18 protein-coding genes are annotated in these 20,367 nt (G+C 66.2%); 6 read left to right on the forward strand and 12 right to left on the reverse strand.

The features are described 5' to 3' along the window. Positions 1–432: 432 nt before the first annotated feature. The 6 genes from QQL87_RS01715 to QQL87_RS01740 form a co-directional block, all read right to left on the reverse strand. Positions 433–1,836, reverse strand: a complete 1,404-nt coding sequence (locus QQL87_RS01715; RefSeq protein ID WP_284416107.1) for an alpha/beta hydrolase — start codon at positions 1,834–1,836, stop codon at positions 433–435. Between the two features lie 242 nt (positions 1,837–2,078). Beyond that, entirely contained in the window at positions 2,079–2,393 is a 315-nt protein-coding gene (locus QQL87_RS01720) for a hypothetical protein (protein ID WP_284416106.1), read from the reverse strand. Between the two features lie 109 nt (positions 2,394–2,502). Then, positions 2,503–2,988 carry a phosphatase domain-containing putative toxin gene (locus QQL87_RS01725; RefSeq protein ID WP_284416105.1) on the reverse strand — a complete coding sequence of 162 codons (486 nt, stop codon included), beginning with the start codon at positions 2,986–2,988 and terminating at the stop codon, positions 2,503–2,505. 297 nt (positions 2,989–3,285) lie between these two features. Continuing rightward, on the reverse strand, positions 3,286–4,518 hold the full coding sequence (locus QQL87_RS01730; RefSeq protein WP_284416104.1) for a GGDEF domain-containing protein: 1,233 nt from the start codon (positions 4,516–4,518) through the stop codon (positions 3,286–3,288). A gap of 114 nt (positions 4,519–4,632) precedes the next feature. After that, positions 4,633–6,141 (reverse strand): AMP-binding protein, encoded by a 1,509-nt coding sequence (locus QQL87_RS01735; protein ID WP_284416103.1) that lies wholly within the window; start codon positions 6,139–6,141, stop codon positions 4,633–4,635. A gap of 51 nt (positions 6,142–6,192) precedes the next feature. Beyond that, positions 6,193–8,019 carry an extracellular solute-binding protein gene (locus tag QQL87_RS01740; RefSeq protein WP_284416441.1) on the reverse strand — a complete coding sequence of 609 codons (1,827 nt, stop codon included), beginning with the start codon at positions 8,017–8,019 and terminating at the stop codon, positions 6,193–6,195. A 260-nt stretch (positions 8,020–8,279) separates the two neighbouring features. Between QQL87_RS01740 and QQL87_RS01745 the strand changes: the two genes are divergently transcribed. Continuing rightward, positions 8,280–9,068: an invasion associated locus B family protein gene (locus tag QQL87_RS01745; RefSeq protein WP_284416102.1), complete on the forward strand. Its 789-nt coding sequence runs from the start codon at positions 8,280–8,282 to the stop codon at positions 9,066–9,068. Positions 9,069–9,216: 148 nt separating this feature from the next. On the opposite strand, the gene hspQ is transcribed toward QQL87_RS01745, so the two are convergent. Beyond that, entirely contained in the window at positions 9,217–9,549 is a 333-nt protein-coding gene (gene hspQ, locus QQL87_RS01750) for a heat shock protein HspQ (protein WP_284416101.1), read from the reverse strand. A gap of 130 nt (positions 9,550–9,679) precedes the next feature. Here hspQ and QQL87_RS01755 point away from each other — a divergent pair, with 130 nt between their 5' ends. Next, positions 9,680–10,633, forward strand: coding sequence for an AEC family transporter (locus QQL87_RS01755; protein WP_284416100.1), 954 nt, complete (start codon positions 9,680–9,682; stop codon positions 10,631–10,633). A 5-nt stretch (positions 10,634–10,638) separates the two neighbouring features. Here the strand turns inward: QQL87_RS01755 and QQL87_RS01760 are convergent, their stop codons facing one another. Continuing rightward, complete coding sequence (locus QQL87_RS01760) at positions 10,639–11,838, reverse strand: UbiH/UbiF family hydroxylase (RefSeq protein WP_284416099.1); 1,200 nt, start codon at positions 11,836–11,838, stop codon at positions 10,639–10,641. A 118-nt stretch (positions 11,839–11,956) separates the two neighbouring features. On the opposite strand from QQL87_RS01760, the gene pcsA reads away from it, so the two are divergent. The 3 genes from pcsA to QQL87_RS01775 all read left to right on the forward strand — a co-directional run bounded on the left by pcsA (position 11,957) and on the right by QQL87_RS01775 (position 14,556). Next, positions 11,957–12,691, forward strand: a complete 735-nt coding sequence (gene pcsA / locus QQL87_RS01765) for a phosphatidylcholine synthase (RefSeq protein ID WP_284416098.1) — start codon at positions 11,957–11,959, stop codon at positions 12,689–12,691. Next, a complete protein-coding gene (locus QQL87_RS01770; RefSeq protein WP_284416097.1) occupies positions 12,688–13,413 on the forward strand; it encodes a TerC family protein in 726 nt (241 codons plus the stop codon). Before pcsA ends, QQL87_RS01770 begins: the two co-directional genes overlap by 4 nt. A gap of 168 nt (positions 13,414–13,581) precedes the next feature. After that, positions 13,582–14,556 (forward strand): quinone oxidoreductase family protein, encoded by a 975-nt coding sequence (locus QQL87_RS01775; RefSeq protein WP_284416096.1) that lies wholly within the window; start codon positions 13,582–13,584, stop codon positions 14,554–14,556. A gap of 16 nt (positions 14,557–14,572) precedes the next feature. Here QQL87_RS01775 and QQL87_RS01780 read toward each other — a convergent pair whose 3' ends face one another. The 3 genes from QQL87_RS01780 to QQL87_RS01790 all read right to left on the reverse strand — a co-directional run bounded on the left by QQL87_RS01780 (position 14,573) and on the right by QQL87_RS01790 (position 17,428). Beyond that, positions 14,573–15,322: a YkgJ family cysteine cluster protein gene (locus QQL87_RS01780; RefSeq protein WP_284416095.1), complete on the reverse strand. Its 750-nt coding sequence runs from the start codon at positions 15,320–15,322 to the stop codon at positions 14,573–14,575. 119 nt (positions 15,323–15,441) lie between these two features. After that, positions 15,442–15,723, reverse strand: a complete 282-nt coding sequence (locus QQL87_RS01785; protein WP_284416094.1) for a hypothetical protein — start codon at positions 15,721–15,723, stop codon at positions 15,442–15,444. A gap of 508 nt (positions 15,724–16,231) precedes the next feature. Next, the gene (locus tag QQL87_RS01790; protein ID WP_284416093.1) at positions 16,232–17,428 is read right to left on the reverse strand and encodes an acetylornithine transaminase; all 1,197 of its coding nucleotides are present in this window, start codon (positions 17,426–17,428) and stop codon (positions 16,232–16,234) included. Between the two features lie 421 nt (positions 17,429–17,849). Here QQL87_RS01790 and QQL87_RS01795 point away from each other — a divergent pair, with 421 nt between their 5' ends. Beyond that, positions 17,850–18,971, forward strand: coding sequence for a DUF2336 domain-containing protein (locus QQL87_RS01795; RefSeq protein ID WP_284416092.1), 1,122 nt, complete (start codon positions 17,850–17,852; stop codon positions 18,969–18,971). 12 nt (positions 18,972–18,983) lie between these two features. On the opposite strand, the gene rimO is transcribed toward QQL87_RS01795, so the two are convergent. Beyond that, the gene (rimO, locus tag QQL87_RS01800; protein WP_284416091.1) at positions 18,984–20,309 is read right to left on the reverse strand and encodes a 30S ribosomal protein S12 methylthiotransferase RimO; all 1,326 of its coding nucleotides are present in this window, start codon (positions 20,307–20,309) and stop codon (positions 18,984–18,986) included. Between the last annotated feature and the right edge of the window lie 58 nt (positions 20,310–20,367).

A 20,367-nucleotide genomic window follows, 5' to 3' on the forward strand; every position in this document is an offset into this window, starting at 1 on the left:
CGGAGGCACCCAAAGCCCATTGCAGGATGACACCAGACAAGTACGGCGAATGCGCGATCTCAAGATGTACGTGTCTGGCTGAGATCGTGGCCAATTCAACAGCCGTCATTGCGAGCGCAGCGGCGCAGCAAAGCAATCCAGACTCCTTGCTGAGCCCTGGATTGCTTCGCTGCGCTCGCAATGACGCGAGGTTGGTGCTTGTGAACATAATCAGCCAAGCGCACGTCGGTAGGGTGGGCAAAGCGGCCGCCGACAGGCGGCGGCGTGCCCACCGTCGATCAGCGTGCTCAGCGGCGAGATGGTGGGCACGGCGCTATCCGCGATCTCGCATTTGGTGGCACCGTGCGTGCGCCTTTGCCCACCCTACGGACCAGGACTCGTCGCTGGATAAGTAACGCCCGACTTTGGAGCTCAGGCCTTGCGCCGCGCGTCTCAGGGCGTTCCGCGCAGCGGCGCCAGTCCCGGATGCGAATTGACGAAGAACACGGCGCTCGATGGTGCGCTCGTCTGATGTGTGTCGCCCTCGAACCGCATGACATAGGCGCCGGGGAGGCGTGGCGCCGTCCACTGCGCTGAAATGTGCGTGATCTCCGGTCCCTGGTAATCGAGTGGCACTCCTCCACCATAGGCGACCAGAGCAGGCTTCACGGCACTGCTGCTCTGCAAGCCCGGGCGCGGCGCAGCGCTGACGCTCAGCCGTCCCTTGATGGTCGTGGTCGGCGTGTCCGGGATGATCAGCAGCTGCATGACTTCGCCGGGAGCAAAGCTGTGCTTGTGGAGGTTGATCGTGATGCCAGGCTCGGCCATCAGGAAGGCCCGCATGCGCGAGAGGCCGAAGATGTTGTCAAGCGCATCCGACAACTGGACGGTACCAAGGATTCCGACATGGTCGCCCGGCATCGAATACTTGCCGGAGTAGCTGCCCGCGAGGGCGCTATAGACAGGCACCGTGCCATCGCCATCCACCTTGATCGTCTCGACGAAATCCGTGCCGCGATAGAGATACGCGTTCGAGGTATTCAGACCCGTGCCGGCGATGAGATAGTACGCGACGTGGGACGGCCGATGCGCGATGTCGAGCTGCTGCCACGAGGTCGCGGCGGCGCGCGTGCTCGATGCCGTCAGCCCGTATTTGCCGGCGACGGCGGGATCATAGACGTCCTGCTCCTGAGGAGTCAGAAGGGTGTCGAGCAGCACCTCAGTCCCGGGAATCGGAAAGCACTGGAAGCAGGCCGGGTAGCTCGGATTGTTGGCGATCCTGCGCAAGTCGTCCCGGCTCAGGCCGAGCGAGCCCGCTTCACAGCCCAGCGCCTGACCCTGAGCGGTCGCTGCGCCCAGATGCGGCCCGCAAACAGCGATCAGGCGCTTGATCGTCCCAAACCACGGCTCGTTCCGGTATCTCTGGCTTTCCAGCACCAGCCGCGCCACCAGATTGCCCATCGAATGGCACACCAAGGTGATCGCCGTTGCCCCCGCGCCGACGGCCTGGGCGATGCGCCGTGCCAGCATCTCGGACGAGGCGACGAACGGCGCGTTCGACTGCCAGAGATCGACCCGCCAATCATAGTAGAAGTCGATGCGCTCGGCCTTGGGCTGGAGCCGGTTTGCGATCTCATCCAGCTTGTTCATGATCGGCCGATAGACCGGATACGCGTAGCCATTGAACACTGGAAGCTCGGCCCAGATCCCGGTGGCTTTCACCTGCGGATTGAGCAGATCGTCGACCCGGTGGTAGCCGTCCCAGACGATCTCCTCCACTTTCGGCGGCCATACCTGGGTCTCCCCCAGACTGAGGCACGACCCCGTGATGCCGGGGACCAGAATGATCGTCTCCATCGACCCCTCCCCTGGTGCTACCACCGACCGCGCGGACCTATCGGTCGCCGGTACGCTGTTGCCGCAGGGAAGCTATGTGCATTTCAAGATCAAGACAATCGAAAGTTGAACCCGCTGCCTGCGGCTAGCGGGGCGATCGGAGCGCTGTGGATGAAGCACGGTCGAGCGCCGCGGAGACCCAATCCTCACGACGCCGCGCGTTGCGCCTCGCCGTAGACGCGGGCCGGCAGCGTGCTCAAGCATCACAGATCGACCCTGACCTCGACCGCATCAGGGTCTTTCGCTTCGCCATATCGCTTGATCACAAAGCCACCCCGCGTCAACGGGACTGCCTTCAGGATCGGAGCGACGACACCGAACAGCTGATCGGCGTCGCGACCGTACATGAAGAGCACACAGCGTCCGCCGCCGAACTCGTCGCCGTCGAACTCTCCGACTCCGTGATGGTCGATCGCCTGCTGCAGCTTGGCTGTCAGATCGGCGATCTCTGCGCATTCGTGCTCCGACACGAAGGAGCCTTTTCTCAAGGGAATATAGGCAATGACAGCCTGCTCCATGCGCCGTTCCAGTCAGATGCTGACGGTACGATGTAGCACGCGTCGGGCGGATGAGCGAAGGTCAATCCGACACTGCACGTGATCGGCGTGCTACGGTTCGCTGACGCTCCTACTTCCTCGTCATCTCCATCACCCACGCCCGCTGCTCTTCCGTATCCGGCACGGGCACGCCGCGCGCGGCAGTGATCCGCGACAAGGCCTCGGCCGCGTCAACACCAAGCCGGATCATCACGCAGGCCGCAATGGCCGCTGAGCGGCCGATGCCGGCGCGGCAATGGATGAGAGCGGCGTCTCCGGTTATCAGCCGTGCTTCGAGGTCCCGTGTGAGCTGCACCGCCGCGCTTCGGCTCGCAGGGACAGCGCGGTCGGGAATCGGGAACGACAAGAAGGCCATGCCGTGCAACTGGCACAGCGCCGCCTCGCGCTCCAGGCCGAGGTCGTGAACTTCGGCGGGCTCCAGCAGGCTGACGACGACGGCAACCCCGTCGCTCGCCCAGGCGCCGATCTCGTCGTCGAGCCAGTCCCCGGCCCGCGGCCGGGCTGCGATGGCGAGGCGGCCGGAGATGGGGAGGTCGATCCAGTGCAGGCGGGACATGGCGGTGATCCTCGCAAGTGAAGGTCGCCTGGATGAGCGTAGCGATATCCGGGCTACGCGGTGCCGGCCAAAATGGAAAACTCGTGACTGCTGGCTCGCTTGCGCTCATCTTAGGCCAAGAAGCTCACAGACGTTCTCGATCGCGTCGAGGCTTGGCCAGTCGAGGGTCGCCTAAACAAACGAAGCTCTCGGAGACCTCGCAGACATTGGTGGCACGCGCCGCCTTGCGGTTTGCCAACGCGACGACCACGATTCGTAGTTCTTGTCAGCGCAATGATCCGCGGGCCGCGCGAATCCTCACGACGCCGCGCGTTGCGCCTCGCCGTAGACGCGGGACAGCAAGGTGCGGGCGGTGTCGCCTGGCTGCAGCGCCGCGACGGTGACCGAGGGCTCGGTGCGGGCGTCGCGCTTGCCGTGGGAGGTGTGGCGCATCACGCTGGACAGGCGACGCGCGATGGCGTGGGCGGAGCGCAGGTCGGTTTCGGCGAACACGACGACGACGGAGCCGTTGTCCTCGTGGGTGCCGAAATCCATCCGCCGCATCAGCCGGCTGATGATGCGGGCGCCATCGTACTGCGCGCGCGGGTTGACCGGATCGAAGGCGAAGCGCGCGACCGCAAGGCTGCCGCCGTTCTTCAAGGTCTGGCTCACGGCGGTCGCGAAGTCGCGGGCGAAGGCGCTGCGGGTGAGCAGGCCGGTCTGCGGATCGAGCATGCCGCCGGCCTCGATCGCGCGCAGCGTGCGGTTGAGCCGGGACTCGAACGCGTGCTGCCGGATCAGGGGCAGGGCGTGGGCCGCGATGCGCGCGGGATCGCCGGCGATGATCTCGAGATTGGCGAGCTCCTGCAGCGGCGCTGGCTGGTTGGCGGTGACGACGACGGCGAGGTTGCGGAAGCGGGTGTCCTCGGCGAGCACGGCGAGAAACGCATCGACCACGCGCGGCGAAAATCCTTCGCCGAGCACGATGCCGTCGATGTCGCGGCTCGACAGATTCTTGGCCGCAGCCTCGATGCTCAGCGCGCCGACCACGGCCATGCGCTCGCCCAGCGCAACCGACAGGCCGGGAAGCGAGGCGCCGCGGCCGAGCAGCAGCACCGTCGCGTCATCCAGCGGGTCGGTGTCGGGCAAGGTCGCGCCGTCGGTCTTCTTCTCGTCGAGCCGGCGCAGCACCATCGTATGCAGGGTGCGGACGCGCAGTGCTGCGCGCAGCCGCGCCATCAGGCGTTCGGTATTGTCGCTGCCGTGCAGGGGGATGGCATTGTCGGGCAGAGCCGCGTCGCCCGGCGCGATGGCGATCATGGGCACATAGGGGCGGCGCGCCTCGACGTGACGCGAGACCGCCGTGACCGCGGTCGCGTCGGCGCCGTCCATCACGGCCAGCACGGCCGCCGGCTGGACCTTCGACATTGCGCTCAGCGCGTCGGTCCAGCGCACCTCGATGGATGGGAGAATTCGTGCCGCCGCGAGAGCCGCAGTCAGCGAAGGCCGCGATGAGGTGGAGACGACGAGAAGCGGGCCTTGTTGAGACATTCAGGAAAACTCAGGATACGCTGACGATCTGACGCGATCCTAGGTCTCTCCCGTTAACGCGGCGTCAACACTGTTCCCAACACGCGGTTCCACATTCGCGTCGGGACGGCCAGTTCAGCTGCCCGAGCCGGCGCGGTCGCGGAAGGCTTCGACCATCAGCGGATTGAGGCCGAGCTCGGCGAGCGCCTCCCGCGCGCGGGCATTGTCCATGGCGCGTCCGGCGAGCCGGTGACCGCTGAGACGGTCGGGCAACGCGGTGAGCAGCGCGCCCTGGCCGAGGCGACGCGACCATTCGTGCAGGTCCTGGGCGAGGAAGCGGTAGCCGCCGACGGCCATCACGCCCGCCGGCGGCGCGGTGATCGAGATCGTGTCCTGGGCGCGGTCGAGCCGCACCGCGTATTCGGTGTCGACGAAATCGCGCGGCGGCGCCGGCATCAGCGAGTCGCTCGGAGGCGGCGGCGGCGCATAGGCTGCGACCACCACCATCGGACCGCGCAGACCGAGCGTGCCCTTGGGCGTGACCAGGATCTCGCCGGCGATCGACGATCCCGGCTGCTCGCGCAGCGCGCCCTGGCGGCCAGGTTTGACCGGACCGGGGCTGCCATCGGCCGCGGTGCGGCGCACCGAGAACAGGCCGGCCTCGCCGAACAGATAGACGTCGGTGAACTCGATGTCGCGGGTCTTCCACTGCGGGCTCGACGCCACCTGCTCGGGCGCCCGCCACATCCCCAGCACGTAGCGCAGGTTCGGCAACCGTGCCGCGAGATCGGCCTCGTCGAGACGGAAGGCGAGTTGCGACGGAACGATCAGGGTGTCGCAGCCGAGCTGGCCGAGCTGCTGCTCGAGGGCATCCGCATCGAACGGATGGTGCAGCGCGAGGCTGCCGCCCGACAACAGCCAGGTCACGACCGAGGCGGCGAGGCCGGCGAAGGACGACGGCAGGAACGCCGACATCATGTTCACGCCTTGCGGCAGATCGCTTTCGAGCGAAACCGCCAGCCCGCCCGCGATCAGGCTGAGATGGGTTCGCGGCACCGCGCGGAAACCGTCGGCCGTGACATCGAACGAGACGATCGCGGCCTTGCGGCCATCCGGCATGATCCCGCGCGTCGAGCGCGAGGGTTTGGCGATCGACTGATCGAGCGAGTACATGCCCTCGGGCAGGTCGGAGCCGAAGCCGCAGACGTGGCGGATCGAGAACGCTTCCGCGGCCGCGTTCATGGCGAGGTCGGCATGGATGACGCCGTCGATCTTCGACATCGTCACGATGGCGCGCGCGCTGGTGCGGTTCAGCGCCGCCACCAGCTCGGCCTGTCGCCACAGCAGCGGGAAAACCGCAACGACCAGGCCGGCGCGATGCGCCGCGAGCACGGTCAGAACGAACTCGATGGTGTTTGGCAATTGCACCGCGATCACCGAATGCGCCGGCAGGCCGGCGTCGATGAAGTGGGCGGCCAGCGCCGAGATGACGCGATCGGCTTCCGCGTAGGTCAGGCGCATCGGCGGCCGGCCGGCGATGCGCTGCTTGTTGATCGGATCGATCAAGGCGACGGCATCCGGCTTGCGCGCCAGGATGCGTTGAAACAACGCGTCGAGCGTCGGCGACGTATTGGCCTGATTCACCTGTTGCCCCGTACTTTCACGGACCCGGCCACAACCAACTGCCCCGGTTGGTCACTTCGATGCCGGCTCCGGCCGCTGCCACCAGCTCTCCGGGAGCGCTCCCGTCAAAGCTGTCCTCTTGGGCCGTTCTATACGATTCCACCGAGCGATCCATTCCTCGGCGGCATTGAGCACTGGAATAGCGTAGAACCTCGCCATCAGGGTACGGTCCAATGCGCGAACGGTCGAGATAAATTCCGGCCTGTCGCGGGCCCGCAACAGCGCGGCGATCATCGCATCGATCGCCGGGTCCTTGGCGCCCATGTAGTTCCGCGTTCCGGTCCGGTCGGCGGCCTCGCTGCCCCAGTAGAACGCCTGCTCATTGCCCGGCGACAGCGACTGGTCCCAGCGGTTCTGGATCATGTCGAATGCGAAGCTCAGGCGGCGCTGGTCGAACTGCACGGGATCGACGACCCGGATCGATGCGTTGATCCCGGCGCGCTTGAGGCTACCGGAATAGGCCAGCGCGATGCGCTCCTGATCGCGCGTCGTGACCAGGATCTCGAACGCCAAGGGCTCGCGCGACGCCCGGTGCCGCAATACGGTGCCATCGAGCTCGTAGCCGGCCTCGGCAAGCAGATCGAGCGCGGATTTGAGCGTCGTGCGGTCCCGGCCGGAGCCGTCGGTGACCGGCAGGCGATAGCTGCCGTCCATGATGTCTGCGGGGATCTGTCCGGCGAACGGCTTCAAGAGCTCGCGCTCGGCCGCATCGGCCGCACGTCCATAGGCCGACAGCTCGGAGCCGGCGAAATAGCCGCCGCTGCGGCGGTACAGCCCGAAGAAATAGTTGCGGTTGATCCACTCGAAATCGAACAGCAGGGTCAGCGCACGGCGCACCCTGACGTCGGCGAACATTTCGCGCCTCGTGTTGAACACCAGGAACTGGGAGGGCTGCGGCATCCCCGAGATGAAGCTGTCGCGGATGACCTCGCCATTGCGCACGGCCGGGAAGTCGTAGCCGTCGTGCCAGCGCAGCGGCTCGGTCTCGACCCGGAAGTCGTAGAGCCCGCGCTTGAAGGCTTCGAACTGACCGTTGGACTCGCGGTAGTAGTCGAGCCGGACCTCGTCGAAGTTCCATAAGCCACGATTGGCCGGCAGATCGCGGCCCCAATAGTCGGGATTGCGGGTCAGGGTGACGCTGGATCCCGGCCGCACCGCCGTGACCCGATAGGGGCCGGAGCCGACAAAAGCGGCCATCGTGGTGTCCTCGAAGGTCGCGACGTCGGTGGCATGCTGCGGCAGGATCGGCATCAGGCCGAGAATCAGCGGCAGCTCGCGATCCTCGCTGCCGCCGAAATCGAACCGGATCGTCAGCGGATCGAGCACGTCGGCACGGGCGACCTTGCTATAGAATTGCCGGTGATTGGGACGGCCGTGATCGCGCAGCAGCGCGAAGGAGAAGGCGACGTCCGCCGCCAGAACCGGCTGGCCGTCGGAGAAGCGGGCGCGCGGATCGAGGTGGAACGTGACATGGGTCCTGCGGTCATCCGTCTCGACGCTGCGGGCCAGCAGCCCATAGAGCGTGAAAGCCTCGTCATTGCCGCGGGTCAGCAGGCTCTCCACCACATAGGTGCGGATTTGCTGCACTGCGACGCCGCGCACGATGAACGGATTCAAGCTATCGAAGGTACCGAGCAGTCCCCATACCAGACGGCCGCCCTTCGGGGCGTCCGGGTTGGCGTAGGGCATGTGGTCGAAGTCGGCGGGCAGGGCCGGAGCGCCGTGCATGGCAATTGCCGCAGTTTCGGCCGCGTTTGCCCTGGAGGTGTAGACCGGCTGCAACAGCGCCAGGATCGCGCCGCCGACACAAGCCGCTGCGCCCAACATGCGCTGCAGCATCAGGACCGGGGCGCAACTGATTGATTCGGAACGGGCCACGGAGGGCTTTTACCACAGGCCCGGCCTCGCTAAACGGCGTCTGCGACGTGGTCCGCGGCATTGATCTTTCTGCGCACCGCGTTATGAAAGCGGGCAATTCGCGCAAGGCGGCAACGCCTGTCACTTAACCGCCTCAATTCCTGAGGAGACAGCCGCTTCGACGGCTCGGTGTGGCGCCTTTGGCGGTCTCGGGCGCTGCCGTTCAGAAAGGGTTTTCCGCAATGAATTTCCGTGACTTGGCCTCGTCGGTTGGGCCGCGTGGGCGGCGCGTCGCCCTGCTGGCGGTCACCGCACTGGCCGTTTCCTTTGCTTCTGCCGCGCAAGCGCAGGCTCCGGCGCCTGCTGCGCCGAAGGCGAAGGCTCCGGCTCCCGCCCCCAAGGCTCCCGCTCCGGCCGCGCAGGCCCCCGCCAGTCCTCCCGCCGGCGGCCAGCCGCAGCAGCAGGCCCAGCAGGAGATGCCGCAGCTGATCTACGCGCCCTGGACCAAGTTCTGCCTGAAGGGGCAGGATGCCAATGCCAAGCAGGTCTGCTTCATCGGCAAGGACGGTCGCATCGAGTCCGGACAGCCCGTGGTTGCCGCCGTCATCATCGAGCCCGAAGGCGAGCCGAAGAAGATCCTGCGCGTGACCCTGCCGCTCGGCATGCAGCTGCAGCCGGGCACCCGCATCGTGGTCGACAACAACCAGGCGCTGCAGAGCGGCTACGTCATCTGCTTCCAGAACGGCTGCATGTCGGACTACGAGGCCACCCCGGATTTCCTCGCCAGCCTCAAGAAGGGGCAGAACCTGTACGTGCAGGCCATCAACTCCAACGGCACGGCATTGACCTTGCCGCTGCCGCTGCAGGAAGGCAGCAGCAGCTTCGCGAAGGCCTATGACGGTCCGCCGACCGATCCGAAGGAGTTCGAGAAGACCCAGCAGAAGCTGCAGGAAGAGCTGCAGAAGCGCGCCGAGGAGCAGCGCAAGAAGCTCGAGCAGACCCAGGGCGGCCAGCCGGCGGCGAAGCCGTAACGCCGTCCGAGGCCGCGATCACCGCAAAACAAAAGGCGCTCCGATGGAGCGCCTTTTTTGTTGCCGTCGATGGTGTGCCGCCGAATTTGGCTGGGTGGGGCGTGCCCGCCGCGATGCCGTTGTGAATGCGGCCGCGCGCCAGCCGGCGTCAGTTCATCAGCGGGTTGCGCGGACGGTAGCCGCCGGACTTGTCCTTGATGAAGATCTCGGCAACCTGAGAGTGCCGGATCGGCTCACCCGAGTCGTCCGGAACCAGGTTCTGTTCGGAGACGTAGGCGACGTATTCGGACTCCGCGTTCTCCGCCAGCAGATGGTAGAACGGTTGATCCTTGTGCGGCCGAACCTCTTCGGGGATCGAGAGCCACCACTCCTCGGTGTTGTTGAACTCAGGATCAATGTCAAAGATCACGCCCCGGAACGAGAATACCCGATGCCGGACGATCTGGCCGATCTGAAACTTGGCAGTTCGCGCTTTGATCATGTGAGTCGAATAGACCAGGATTGCGGCTGATGCTAGTGCCCAACGGGCGGATTTAATCTAGACATCGCCGATTCGCGCCGCGCCGCGAGCCCCCGCATTTCCGGCCCGCAAAGGGTCGCCGCCGAGACCCATGTTCGACATCCTTGATCTGGCCCTGCCGTATTTCGGCGTCGTTTTCATAGGGTTCGCCTGCGGTAAATGGAAAAGGCTGCCGGAATCCGGGCTCGCCTGGATGAACTTCTTCCTGCTCTACGTGTCGCTGCCCGCCTTGATGTTCAACCTCATCGCGCGCACGCCCTTTGCGGAGTTGCGCAACCCTCGGTTCCTGGTTGCAACGACGCTTGCGACGGTTCTCACCTTCACCCTGGCGCTCGTGCTCGGCAGGCTGATCGGCCGGCTGTCGCTGCGTGAGGCCACCATGGCCGGGCTCGCCGGCGGCTACGGCAACATCGGCTATATGGGACCTGGGCTGGCGCTGGCCGTGCTCGGCACCAAGGCCGCGGCGCCGACCGCGCTGATCTTCTGCTGCGACAGCATCTTCCTGTTCTCGATCGTGCCGCTGCTGGTGGAATTGACCGAACGCGATCATGCCTCGCTCGCGCATGCGCTGCGCACCGTGCTGCAGCAGATTCTGCGGAACCCTCTGATCATGGCGACGGCCGCCGGCATTCTGGCCGCGGCGTTCGAGTTCCATCCGCCGACCGTGATCGATCGCACCCTGCAGTTTCTGCAGAATGCGGCTGCGCCGACCGCGCTGTTCGCTCTCGGCGTCACCGTGGCGCTGCGGCCCTTCGAGCGGCTGCCCTGGGAGGTGCCAGTGCTCACGGTCGTGAAGCTCGTGATCCACCCGCTGGTGTCGTTCGGCCTGATGCTGCTGTTCGGGCCGTTTGCGCAGCCCTGGGCTGCGACCGCCGTGCTGATGGCGGCATTGCCGCCCGCGCTCAATGTGTTCGTGATCGCCCGCCAGCACGACAGCTGGATCGAGCCTGCGTCAGGAGCCGTGCTGATCGGCACCTTCGCCTCCGTGGTCACGCTGACCAGCGTGATGTGGCTGATCCAGAGCGGCCGGCTGGTGTTTCCCTGAAGGCCTCAGCCGGCCTTGCGTGTGGAGCGCCAGGACGGTGCCAGCCCTTCGCGCATCGCCAGCCGCCGCAACGGGCCGAAGCCGCCGATCAGATGCATGCCGACCGCGCGCAACGACTGCATCGGCAGCAGATCGCTGAGCAGCGAGCGGTTGGCGACATCGATGACGAAGGTCCGGCTCAGAATGTCGGTGCGGCGGGCGGCGCCATAGCGGGCAACGACCTGCGGCGCGCCGGGATCCTCGCCGGCCGCCTGCGCCTTGCGCACGATTTCGGCGATGTCGATGCCGTCGCGCAGGCCGAGATTCAGTCCCTGCGCGCCGATCGGCGGCACCACATGCGCGGCCTCGCCGATCAGGACGATGCGGTTCTGGGCGTAGCGATGCGGCCGCTCGATCGCGAGCGGAAACAGATGCCGGCCCGGCTCGACGCGGACGCGGCCGAGGATCGAATGCGACTGCCGCTCGATCGCCGCGGACAGCGCGTCGTCGTCGAGCGCGTGCAGCCGTTCCGCCTCCTTCGGGGCAGCAACCCAGACGACGCTGCTGCGGTCACCCGGCAACGGCACGAGCACGCAGGGTCCGTGCGGCGTATGGAATTCCGTCGAGACGTTATGATGCGGCCGCCCGTGGGTGATGTTGAAGGTCAGGGCCGCCTGCTGCAGCGCGCGCCGGCTGACGCCGATGCCTGCGGCCTCGCGGCAGAGGGAATGACGGCCGTCGGCGCCGACCACGAGGCTCGCGGTCAGCACGCGCCCCGATGCGGTGGTGACGGTCACGGCGGCGTCGTCGGTGCGAACGCTCTCGGCATCCTCGGCAATCCGCGTCAGCGCGGCGATCTCGCCCACGCGCTGCTCCAGCGCCTCGACCAGGACGGCATTGGCGATGTTGTAGCCGAACACATCGAGGCCGATCTCGTCGGCGACGAAGCGGACTTCCGGCGCGCGGATCAGGCGGCCGGTGTCGTCCACCAGCCGCATCGTCTTCAGGCCGGCGGCCCGATCGCGGCACGACGACCAGACGCCGAGTTCGTCGAGGAAGTCGACGGAGCCGCCGAGCAGGGCCGTGGTGCGATTATCGGCATACGGCACCTGGCGGGCCACGAGGGCGGTCCGGGCGCCGGTCTGTGATAGGGCGATGGCGGCCGCAAGCCCTGCCGGGCCGCCCCCGACGACGATGACATCGAAGCTGGTGTCTGCATTTGTCATACGGGAACATTTGACGTTCCTGCCGGGCTTTTTCAAGGGTGATGCGGACTGATGCGCGGCGCATCGCCGCAATCGCGGATATGCAACTGGCTCCGATTCCTGATAGCACTGGCGCTGCATGGATCAGTTAAGACCAGAGAGCGCCGTATCGGCCACGCCAGTTCGGCGCGCTGCCGCGATGTCGGTGCACGTCTTCACCGCGCTCGGCGCCGGCGTCGCGCTGATCGCCATGCTGCAGGCCGTGCGCGAGCATTGGACTGCGATGTTCTGGTGGCTCGGCGTGGCGCTCGTCATCGACGGCATCGACGGGCCGCTGGCGCGCTGGCTCGACGTCGTCCATGTGCAGCCGGACTGGTCAGGCGACGTACTCGATCTCGTCGTCGACTTCACGACCTATGTGTTCGTGCCGGCCTATGCGATCACCGCGAGCGGCTTGCTGCTGCCATTGGCAGCGCCGGTGATCGGCGTCGGCATCGCGGTGACCGGCGCATTGTATTTCGCCGACCGCCGCATGAAGAGCGACGACAACCATTTTCGCGGCTTCCCGGGCCTCTGGAACATCGCAGCGTTCTACCTGTTCCTGCTGCAGCCGCCGCCGCTGCTCGCGACCCTCGGCCTTGCGATCCTGACCGCGCTGACTTTCGTTCCGTTCCACGTCATCCATCCGGTGCGCGTCGAACGCCTGCGCTGGCTGACGCTGCTCCTGGTCGCACTCGGTGTCGTGCTGGTGATCTACGCGCTGAGCCAGAATTTTTCCGTGAGCCCGATCGTGACCGCGCTGCTGTGCGCGATCGGCCTCTACATCGTCGCGAGCGACTCCGCGATTCGTCTGTTGAGATCCTTGAAAGCATGATCGACCTCCTGACCAGTCCCGAAGCCTGGGCGGCGCTGCTGACGCTGACCGTGCTCGAAATCGTTCTCGGCATCGACAACGTCATCTTCCTCTCGGTGATCACGTCGCGCATTCCGGAGCCGCAGGCCCTGCGCGCGCGGCAGATTGGCCTCGCACTGGCCTTGATCTTCCGCATCCTGCTGCTCAGCGTGCTGGTCTGGCTGATCGGTCTCACCCAGCCGGTGTTCTCGATCCGCGGCCTCGGCTTCTCCTGGCGCGACATCATCCTGATCGGCGGCGGGCTGTTCCTGATCGCCAAGGCGACGCATGAGATTCATGCCGAGGTCGAGGCGCGCGAGGACAACGGGGCGGAAGGCGGCGGCACCAGCAGCTTCTTCTGGGTGATCGCGCAGATCATCGTCATCGATCTCGTGTTCTCGCTCGATTCCATCATCACGGCGATCGGCATGGCCCAGGATCTCGAGATCATGATCGCCGCCGTGATCATCGCGGTCATCATCATGTACGTCTCGTCCGGGCCGGTGGCACGGTTTGTCGCGAACCATCCGACCACCAAGATGCTGGCGCTCGCCTTCCTGGTGCTGATCGGCGTGGCGCTTGTTGCCGACGGCTTCGAGTTCCACATCCCGCGCGGCTACATCTACTTTGCCATCGCCTTCGCACTCGCCGTCGAGGCCTTCAACGTGATGGCCTCGCGCAACCGCAGGAAGCGGGCAGGCTGAGTTGACAAGGCGTTCGTGATCGCCTTCGCTTCGGCCACCGCCGCGCCGGCGGCCGTGATCCGGCGCGTGCGACGGGCCGGATATCCGACGAGAATCAGGTAATTGTTGCGGGTTGTCAGGTTGGATTTTCGGGTCCAGCCACCGAGCGCCCGAAGGGGAGAATGCGGGATGGTCAAGGCGGTGCGCGTGCACAAGGTGGGAGGCCCCGAGGCGCTCGTCTATGAGCCGGTCGATCTGGCCGCCCCTGGGCCGGGCGAGGTCCGCATCCGCCAATATGCGATCGGGCTGAACTTCATCGATGTGTACTATCGCACCGGCCTGTACAAGGCGCCCGGCCTTCCGTTCATTGCCGGCAACGAGGCGGCCGGCGAGGTGATCGCCGTCGGCCCCGGCGTCACCCATTTCCATCCCGGCGATCGCGTCGCCTACTACGAGACCCTCGGCGGCTATGCCACCGAGCGCAACATCGCCTGGCAGCGCCTGGTCAAGCTGCCCGATCACATCACCTATGAGCAGGGCGCGGTGCTGATGCTCAAGGGACTGACGGTCTGGTATCTGCTGCACGCGACCTTCAAGGTCGAGCCGCATCATCGCGTGCTGATCCACGCTGCGGCTGGCGGCATCGGCCTTCTCGCTTGCCAATGGGCGCGGGCGCTCGGCGCCCATGTCATCGGCACCGTCGGCTCGAAGGCCAAGGCCGATCTCGCGCTGGCCAACGGCTGCGACCACGTCATCCTCTACAACGAGGAGGACTTCGTCGCCCGGGTCAAGCAGATCACCCGCGGCGAACTCTGCGACGTCGTCTATGACGGCGTCGGCAAATCGACCTTCCCCGGCTCGTTGTCCTGCCTGAAGCCGCGCGGCCTGTTCGTCAGCTTCGGTAACGCTTCGGGTCCGGTACCGCCGTTCTCGATCGCCGAGCTGAACAGCCACGGCTCGCTGTTCGCGACCCGGCCGAAGCTCAACGATTACATCGGCAAGCGCTCGGAGCTGCTCGAGGGCGCCGACGCGCTGTTCTCAGCCGTCATCAGCGGCAAGCTGCACGTGCCGATCAATCACGCCTATGCGCTGAAGGATGCAGCGAAAGCTCATACCGACCTGGAAAGCCGCGCCACCACGGGGGCGTCGATCCTGAAGCCATGATCGCCTGACGACCGGCTCATCGTTCACCGTCCGGGATCGCTGCCGCATCACCGTCCGGACGGCGCCCGAGCGACGCATCGGTCGAAGCCGCCGGCGCGATCCGCGCCGGGGCCAGACTGTCCTGTCCATCCTGCCAGGCGCGCTCGCGCTCGGGATGGCCGAGCGCCAGAGCAAGTCCCTGGTTCAACTCATAGAGATCCGAGGCGAGCCGCGCAGCGGCGAGGGCCGCCCTGAGCGAGTCCTGAACCACGGCGCGCAATGCAACGTGCGGCGCCGAGACCGGCACATCGACATCCCGCCCGGCCATCGCCTGCGCGCAGGCACGCCGATCGAACGACGCGTGGCCGCGGCAGGCCAGCGGGCGCACCGGATGAATGATGCAGCCGCCGCGGACCTCGAACGGGCAGGGCTGGCGCAGCTGCATCCGCTCCGCTTCGCTCAACCCTTGCGTCGCGCGGTTGGCAAGCTTGACCCGCCGCGCCAGCGAGCCCAGGGCCGTCGCCGACGCGTACTCGTCGATGCTGCGGACGTAGCGCGCCAGCAGGAAGATCTCCGGTGCCGTCGCGGTCACGCGCAACGCGCAGCAGGAGGGACAGCCCTTGGCGCAGGCCAGCGCCGGCAGATGCGCCATCTGGGCGTCGATATTCGCTTCGAACAGATCGAACGCGCGGTCGGCAAGCGTGTCAGCCAGGCTGCTCGACGTCGACCCGGCGGACAGCAGCGAGCTGAACACCCGCTGCAACTCGGTGAAAGCCGCTTCGCTCAAGGCAGTCCTCCAACCGGCGAGCGAAAAGAGCGCCAGCGGCCGCGGCGCACCCGGCGCACCGCGGCCGACAGGAATGAGGCCGAGAGGACGCTCACAGCCTCATCCGGAGAGAGCGTTCGTCAGGCCGCGAGATCCTTCAGGATCGCCTCGAAGCAGGGGCGGGGGATGCGGAAGAAGCCGCGACCGCCGGCAAAGGTCTGATAATGCGGGCGAGCCATGTCGAGCAGCCGCTCGTACCACTGATTGGCGGTCAGGCCGGCCGGCTTCTCCCCGATCGTGTTGATATCCGAGTTCGGAAAGAAGCGGACATGGATCAACACGTCCTCGGTCGCGGCGACCGGAGCGATGTGGCTCCCGGTGTCCTCGACGGGCAGCACACGCGCCAGATTCTCTCTCGCCATTCTTGCGTCTCCTTCTGTCGTGCCGACCTCGTCGTCGGCGGAATGATCATCAGCTTGGTCCCGGCAAGCCTCGTTCCTGACGAGCTGATCACATCCCGTACAACGCTATATCCACAAAGATATAACGTAAGTCATCGGATCGCAGGTGTTTGGCCCGGCGAGGATCGTCGCTGCCGGGCCATGCTGTCTTTGATCCAGGTCAATCGGGGTCTGCCATCCCTGTTCGGCGCCGGAAATCCGGCGGCGGCACCGGGAGATTTGACGATCATGAGCTCACGTCCTCGCATTGGCATCTTCTGCCCCTACGACAATCACGGTCACACCCACGCTGCCATCCAGGCCGAAACCGATCTGGCTGGCCGAGCTCGCCGCGGCTGGACCGCGCAGCGTCCTGCTGGTCCCGACCAGCGAGAACGCCGCGCTGTGATCTGCTTGCGACGTTCCGGACACACATCCTGGACGGCCAGTCCGACTGACGTCGGGCCGGCCCGCCCGGGAAGCTCAGCTGCTAGGCCACGCAACGCGCGGCGCCCGCCTTGGTCAGGATTCCATCCAGCGCCTCGATCATGGCGCCAATCTCGTCCCGGGTGACGTTCAGCGCCGGCATGAAGCGCAGCGTGTCCGGACGCGGCGCATTCAGCAGCAGGCCGAGCTCGAAGGCATGGGCGACGATCGCCGGCGCGATCGGCCTGACGACATCGAGCGCGAGCAGGAGGCCGCGGCCACGCACCTCGCCGAGCCCGTGCCGCGCCGAGAGGCGCTGCAGTTCGCTCTCCAGGTAGATCCCGTTGTCAGCGACGCCTTTCAGAAACTCCGGCTTCTCGATGACATCGAGCACGGCAAGCCCGGCGGCGCACATCAGCGGATTGCCGTTGAAGGTGCCGCCCTGATCGCCATGCTCGAAACAGGACGCCTCGTTGGTCGCCAGCAGCGCCGCCAGCGGCACACCGCCGCCGATGCCCTTGCCGAGCGTCATGATGTCCGGAAGGACATCGGCGTGCTCATAGCCGAACAGTTTTCCGGTCCGGCCCATGCCGGTCTGGATCTCGTCCACGATCAGGAGCAGTCCGTGCTTCGTCGTCAGCGTCTGCAATTGCTGCAGGAACTTGGCCGTCGCTGACCATACGCCGGCCTCGCCCTGGATCGGCTCAAACATGATCGCGACCGTCTTGTCGGAGATCAGCGCCTCGACCGAGGCGATGTCGTTCAGCCGCGCCTTGGGGAAGCCCGGCACCTTCGGCTCGAACAGCGGCTCGAACGCCTTCTTGCCTGAGGCCGACATCGTCGCCAGCGTACGGCCGTGAAAGCCGCCTTCGAAGGTGATGATCTCATAGGCGCCGTTTCTGTGCCGCGCGCCGTATTTGCGCGCCAGCTTGATGGCGCCTTCGTTGGCCTCCGCACCGGAGTTCGTGAAGAACACCTGGTCGAAACAGGAGCGTTCGGTCAGCGCCTTCGCCAGTTGCAGACTGGTGTCGTTGAAATAGGCCGGGCTCGGCGTGATCAGCCGCGCGGCCTGGTCGGCGAGCGCCTTGGCCAGCTCGGGCGGCGCATGGCCGAGCGCGTTCACCGCCCAGCCCTGGATGAAGTCCAGATAACGCTTGCCGCTGTCGTCCCACAGCCAGGAGCCCTTGCCCTGAACAAACACGGTGCGCGGACGCGCCGTGATCTCCATGAGGGCGTCATACGGATGGGGAGCGGTCAGCATGTTCAGTCTCCTATGACAGGTGTGAAAACGACGGGCCGAAAAGCGAGAAGGCCGCTCCTTTGCGGGAGCGGCCTTCTCGAAAACCTGGAGCTGATGAGCTTAACTGATCAGCAACGTCTTCGGACATGGCGCGCCCCGGCATCGTCACGGCGGTGACGACGGCAAACGGCGGCGCGGCGGTTGGTCCGATTGAAGATCATGCAGCGGCCATACAGGTAAATCGCGAGCGCTGTCAAGACGGCGGCCGCTCGGCCAATTGCGACGGGGCCGGGAGCCGGAGGATGTAAGGGGCTGACAGAATGCGTGCGGTCATCGCACGGGCACAGCCGGCCCAACCCGTTTAGCTCCAACTTTACCAAACATTTAGCGGCAGCATTTACCGTGTCGGTCAGCTTGAAGTGCAAGCTGCTCAGGATGAGCGATGTCGAACCCCCAATTCACGATCGCCGAGGACGTGCAGGCGGCGATTGCCACCGGCTCAGCCGAACGCTGCTCCGGCGTCGCCGAGCGGGTCGCCTCGCTGTTCATTGCCTCGGCCGGCAATCTGGACGCCGAGCAGCACGCTTTGTTCGCCGACGTCTTCGAACGTCTCGTCAACACGATCGAGCTGCGCGCGCTGGCCGATGTCGGCGCCCGCATCGCGCTCGCCGAGCTCAGCGCCCAGCTCGCCCCGATCCCCCAGACGCCGGTCGCCGTGATCCGGCGGCTCGCGCATCATGACGACATTGCCGTGGCTGGCCCGGTGCTGTCGGAGTCGCCGCGCCTCAGCGCCGAGGACCTGGTCGAGATCGCCGGCAGCCGGAGCGAGAAGCACCTGATTGCCGTCGCCGGCCGCTGGTGGCTGCAGGAGATCGTCACGGACGCGCTGCTGGTCCGGCGCTATCCCAGCGTGAGCCGGAAGCTGATGAAAAATCCCGGCGCACGCATCTCGGCGGCAGGCTTCTCCATCATTCTCGCGCAGGCAATGGGCGATCCCGAGCTTGCCATCGCCACGGGCATCCGCGCCGACCTGCCGGCCGCCTTGCGCAGGACGTTGCTGCAAAGCGCCAGCGAGGCGGTGAGAGCGAGGCTGCTCGCCTCGGCGCCGCCGCATCTGTACGAGGAAATCCGTGGCGCAATTGCCGCCGTCACGGCAGACGCCGAGCGCGGCATGTCGCGGAGTCGTGACTTCGGCGGCGCCAAGCTGACGGTCGGGCAGTTGAAGCAGGCCGGCAAGCTCAACGAGGCGATGCTGCTCGATTTCGCCCGTCAGCGGCGCTACACCGAAACCATCGCGGCGATCGCCGAGCTGGCGAAATGCAGCATCGAGCTGGTGCGGCCGCTGATGCAGAGCTTGCGCAGCGACGGCATTCTCGTGCCGTGCAAGACCGCCGGGCTGAGCTGGACCACGGTGGCCGCGATCCTCGACAGCCGCTTCGTCTCTGGCGCGACGAAGCCTGACGAATTGACCAAGCTGAAGAACAGATATCTCGAACTGACGCTCGACGAAGCGCAGCGGCTGCTCAAGCTGTGGAGCGTGAGGACCGGTTCGTCGGCGAACTGAGCCGGTCCAGGATCAGAAGCCCGACACGGTTCCGTGCAGATCATATTCGTCGGCGCGGTCGATCTTGGCCGTGACGATCTCGCCGACCCGCAGCGGACGGCGGCTGGACAGGTAGACGGAGCCATCAATATCGGGCGCATCCGCCTTGGAGCGGCCCTTGGCGACGGTCGGGCCGACCTCGTCGATGATGATCTGCTGGCGCGTGCCCACCTTGCGCTTGAGCCGTCGCGCCGAGATCTTCTGCTGGCGAGCCATCAAGGCGTCCCAGCGCTCCTGCTTGACCTCGTCCGGGACCTGGCCGGGCAGGGCATTGGAGGTTGCACCCGCGACGGGCTCGTATTTGAAGCAGCCGAGTCGGTCGATCTCGGCCTCGTCAAGCCAGTCCAGCAGGTAGGCGAAGTCTTCGTCGGTCTCGCCGGGGAAGCCGACGATGAAGGTCGAGCGCAACGCCAGATCGGGGCAGGTCGTCCGCCACGCCTTGATCCGGTCGAGCGTCTTGTCCTGTGCGGCCGGCCGCCGCATCGCCTTGAGGACGTTGGGGCTGGCATGCTGGAACGGGATGTCGAGATAGGGCAGCACCTTGCCCTCGGCCATGAGGCCGATGACCTCGTCGACATGCGGGTAGGGGTAGACGTAATGCAGCCGGACCCAGGCGCCGAGCTCGCCGAGCTCGCGGGCCAGATCGAGGAAGCGGGCCCGGACGTTGCGGTCCTTCCAGGGGCTCTCGGCGTATTTGATGTCCAGCCCGTAGGCCGAGGTGTCCTGCGAGATGACCAGCAGCTCCTTGACGCCGGCCGCGACCAGCCGTTCGGCCTCGCGCAGCACGTCGGCCGCGGGCCGCGACACCAGATCGCCACGCAGCTTCGGGATGATGCAGAAGGTGCAGCGGTTGTTGCAGCCCTCGGAAATCTTCAGGTAGGCGTAGTGGCGGGGCGTCAGCTTGATGCCCTGCGGGGGGACGAGATCGAGATGCGGATTGTGGACCGGCGGCGACGCCCGATGGACGGCGTCCAGGACGCTTTCGTACTGCTGCGGGCCGGTGATCGAGAGCACACCGGGATAGGCCTGCTCGATCTGCTCGGGCTCGGCGCCCATGCAGCCGGTGACGATCACCTTGCCGTTCTCGGCCATGGCCGAGCCGATCGCGGACAGCGATTCCTGCTTGGCGCTGTCGAGGAAGCCGCAGGTGTTGACGATGACGACGTCGGCGCCGTCATGCTGGCGGGCCAGCTCGTAGCCTTCGGCCCGGAGCCGCGTGATGATGCGCTCGGAATCGACCAGCGCCTTCGGACATCCGAGCGAAACAAAGCTGATCTTGGGCGCGGAACCCTGCTGCATCTTGGAACTGCCTGATGGGATACGCGTCAGCTAGTCCGAATTGCTCAGAAAGACAAGG

It is taken from the genome of Bradyrhizobium sp. SSBR45G, assembly GCF_030159255.1.
In the GTDB taxonomy this organism is placed as follows: Bacteria; Pseudomonadota; Alphaproteobacteria; order Rhizobiales; family Xanthobacteraceae; genus Bradyrhizobium.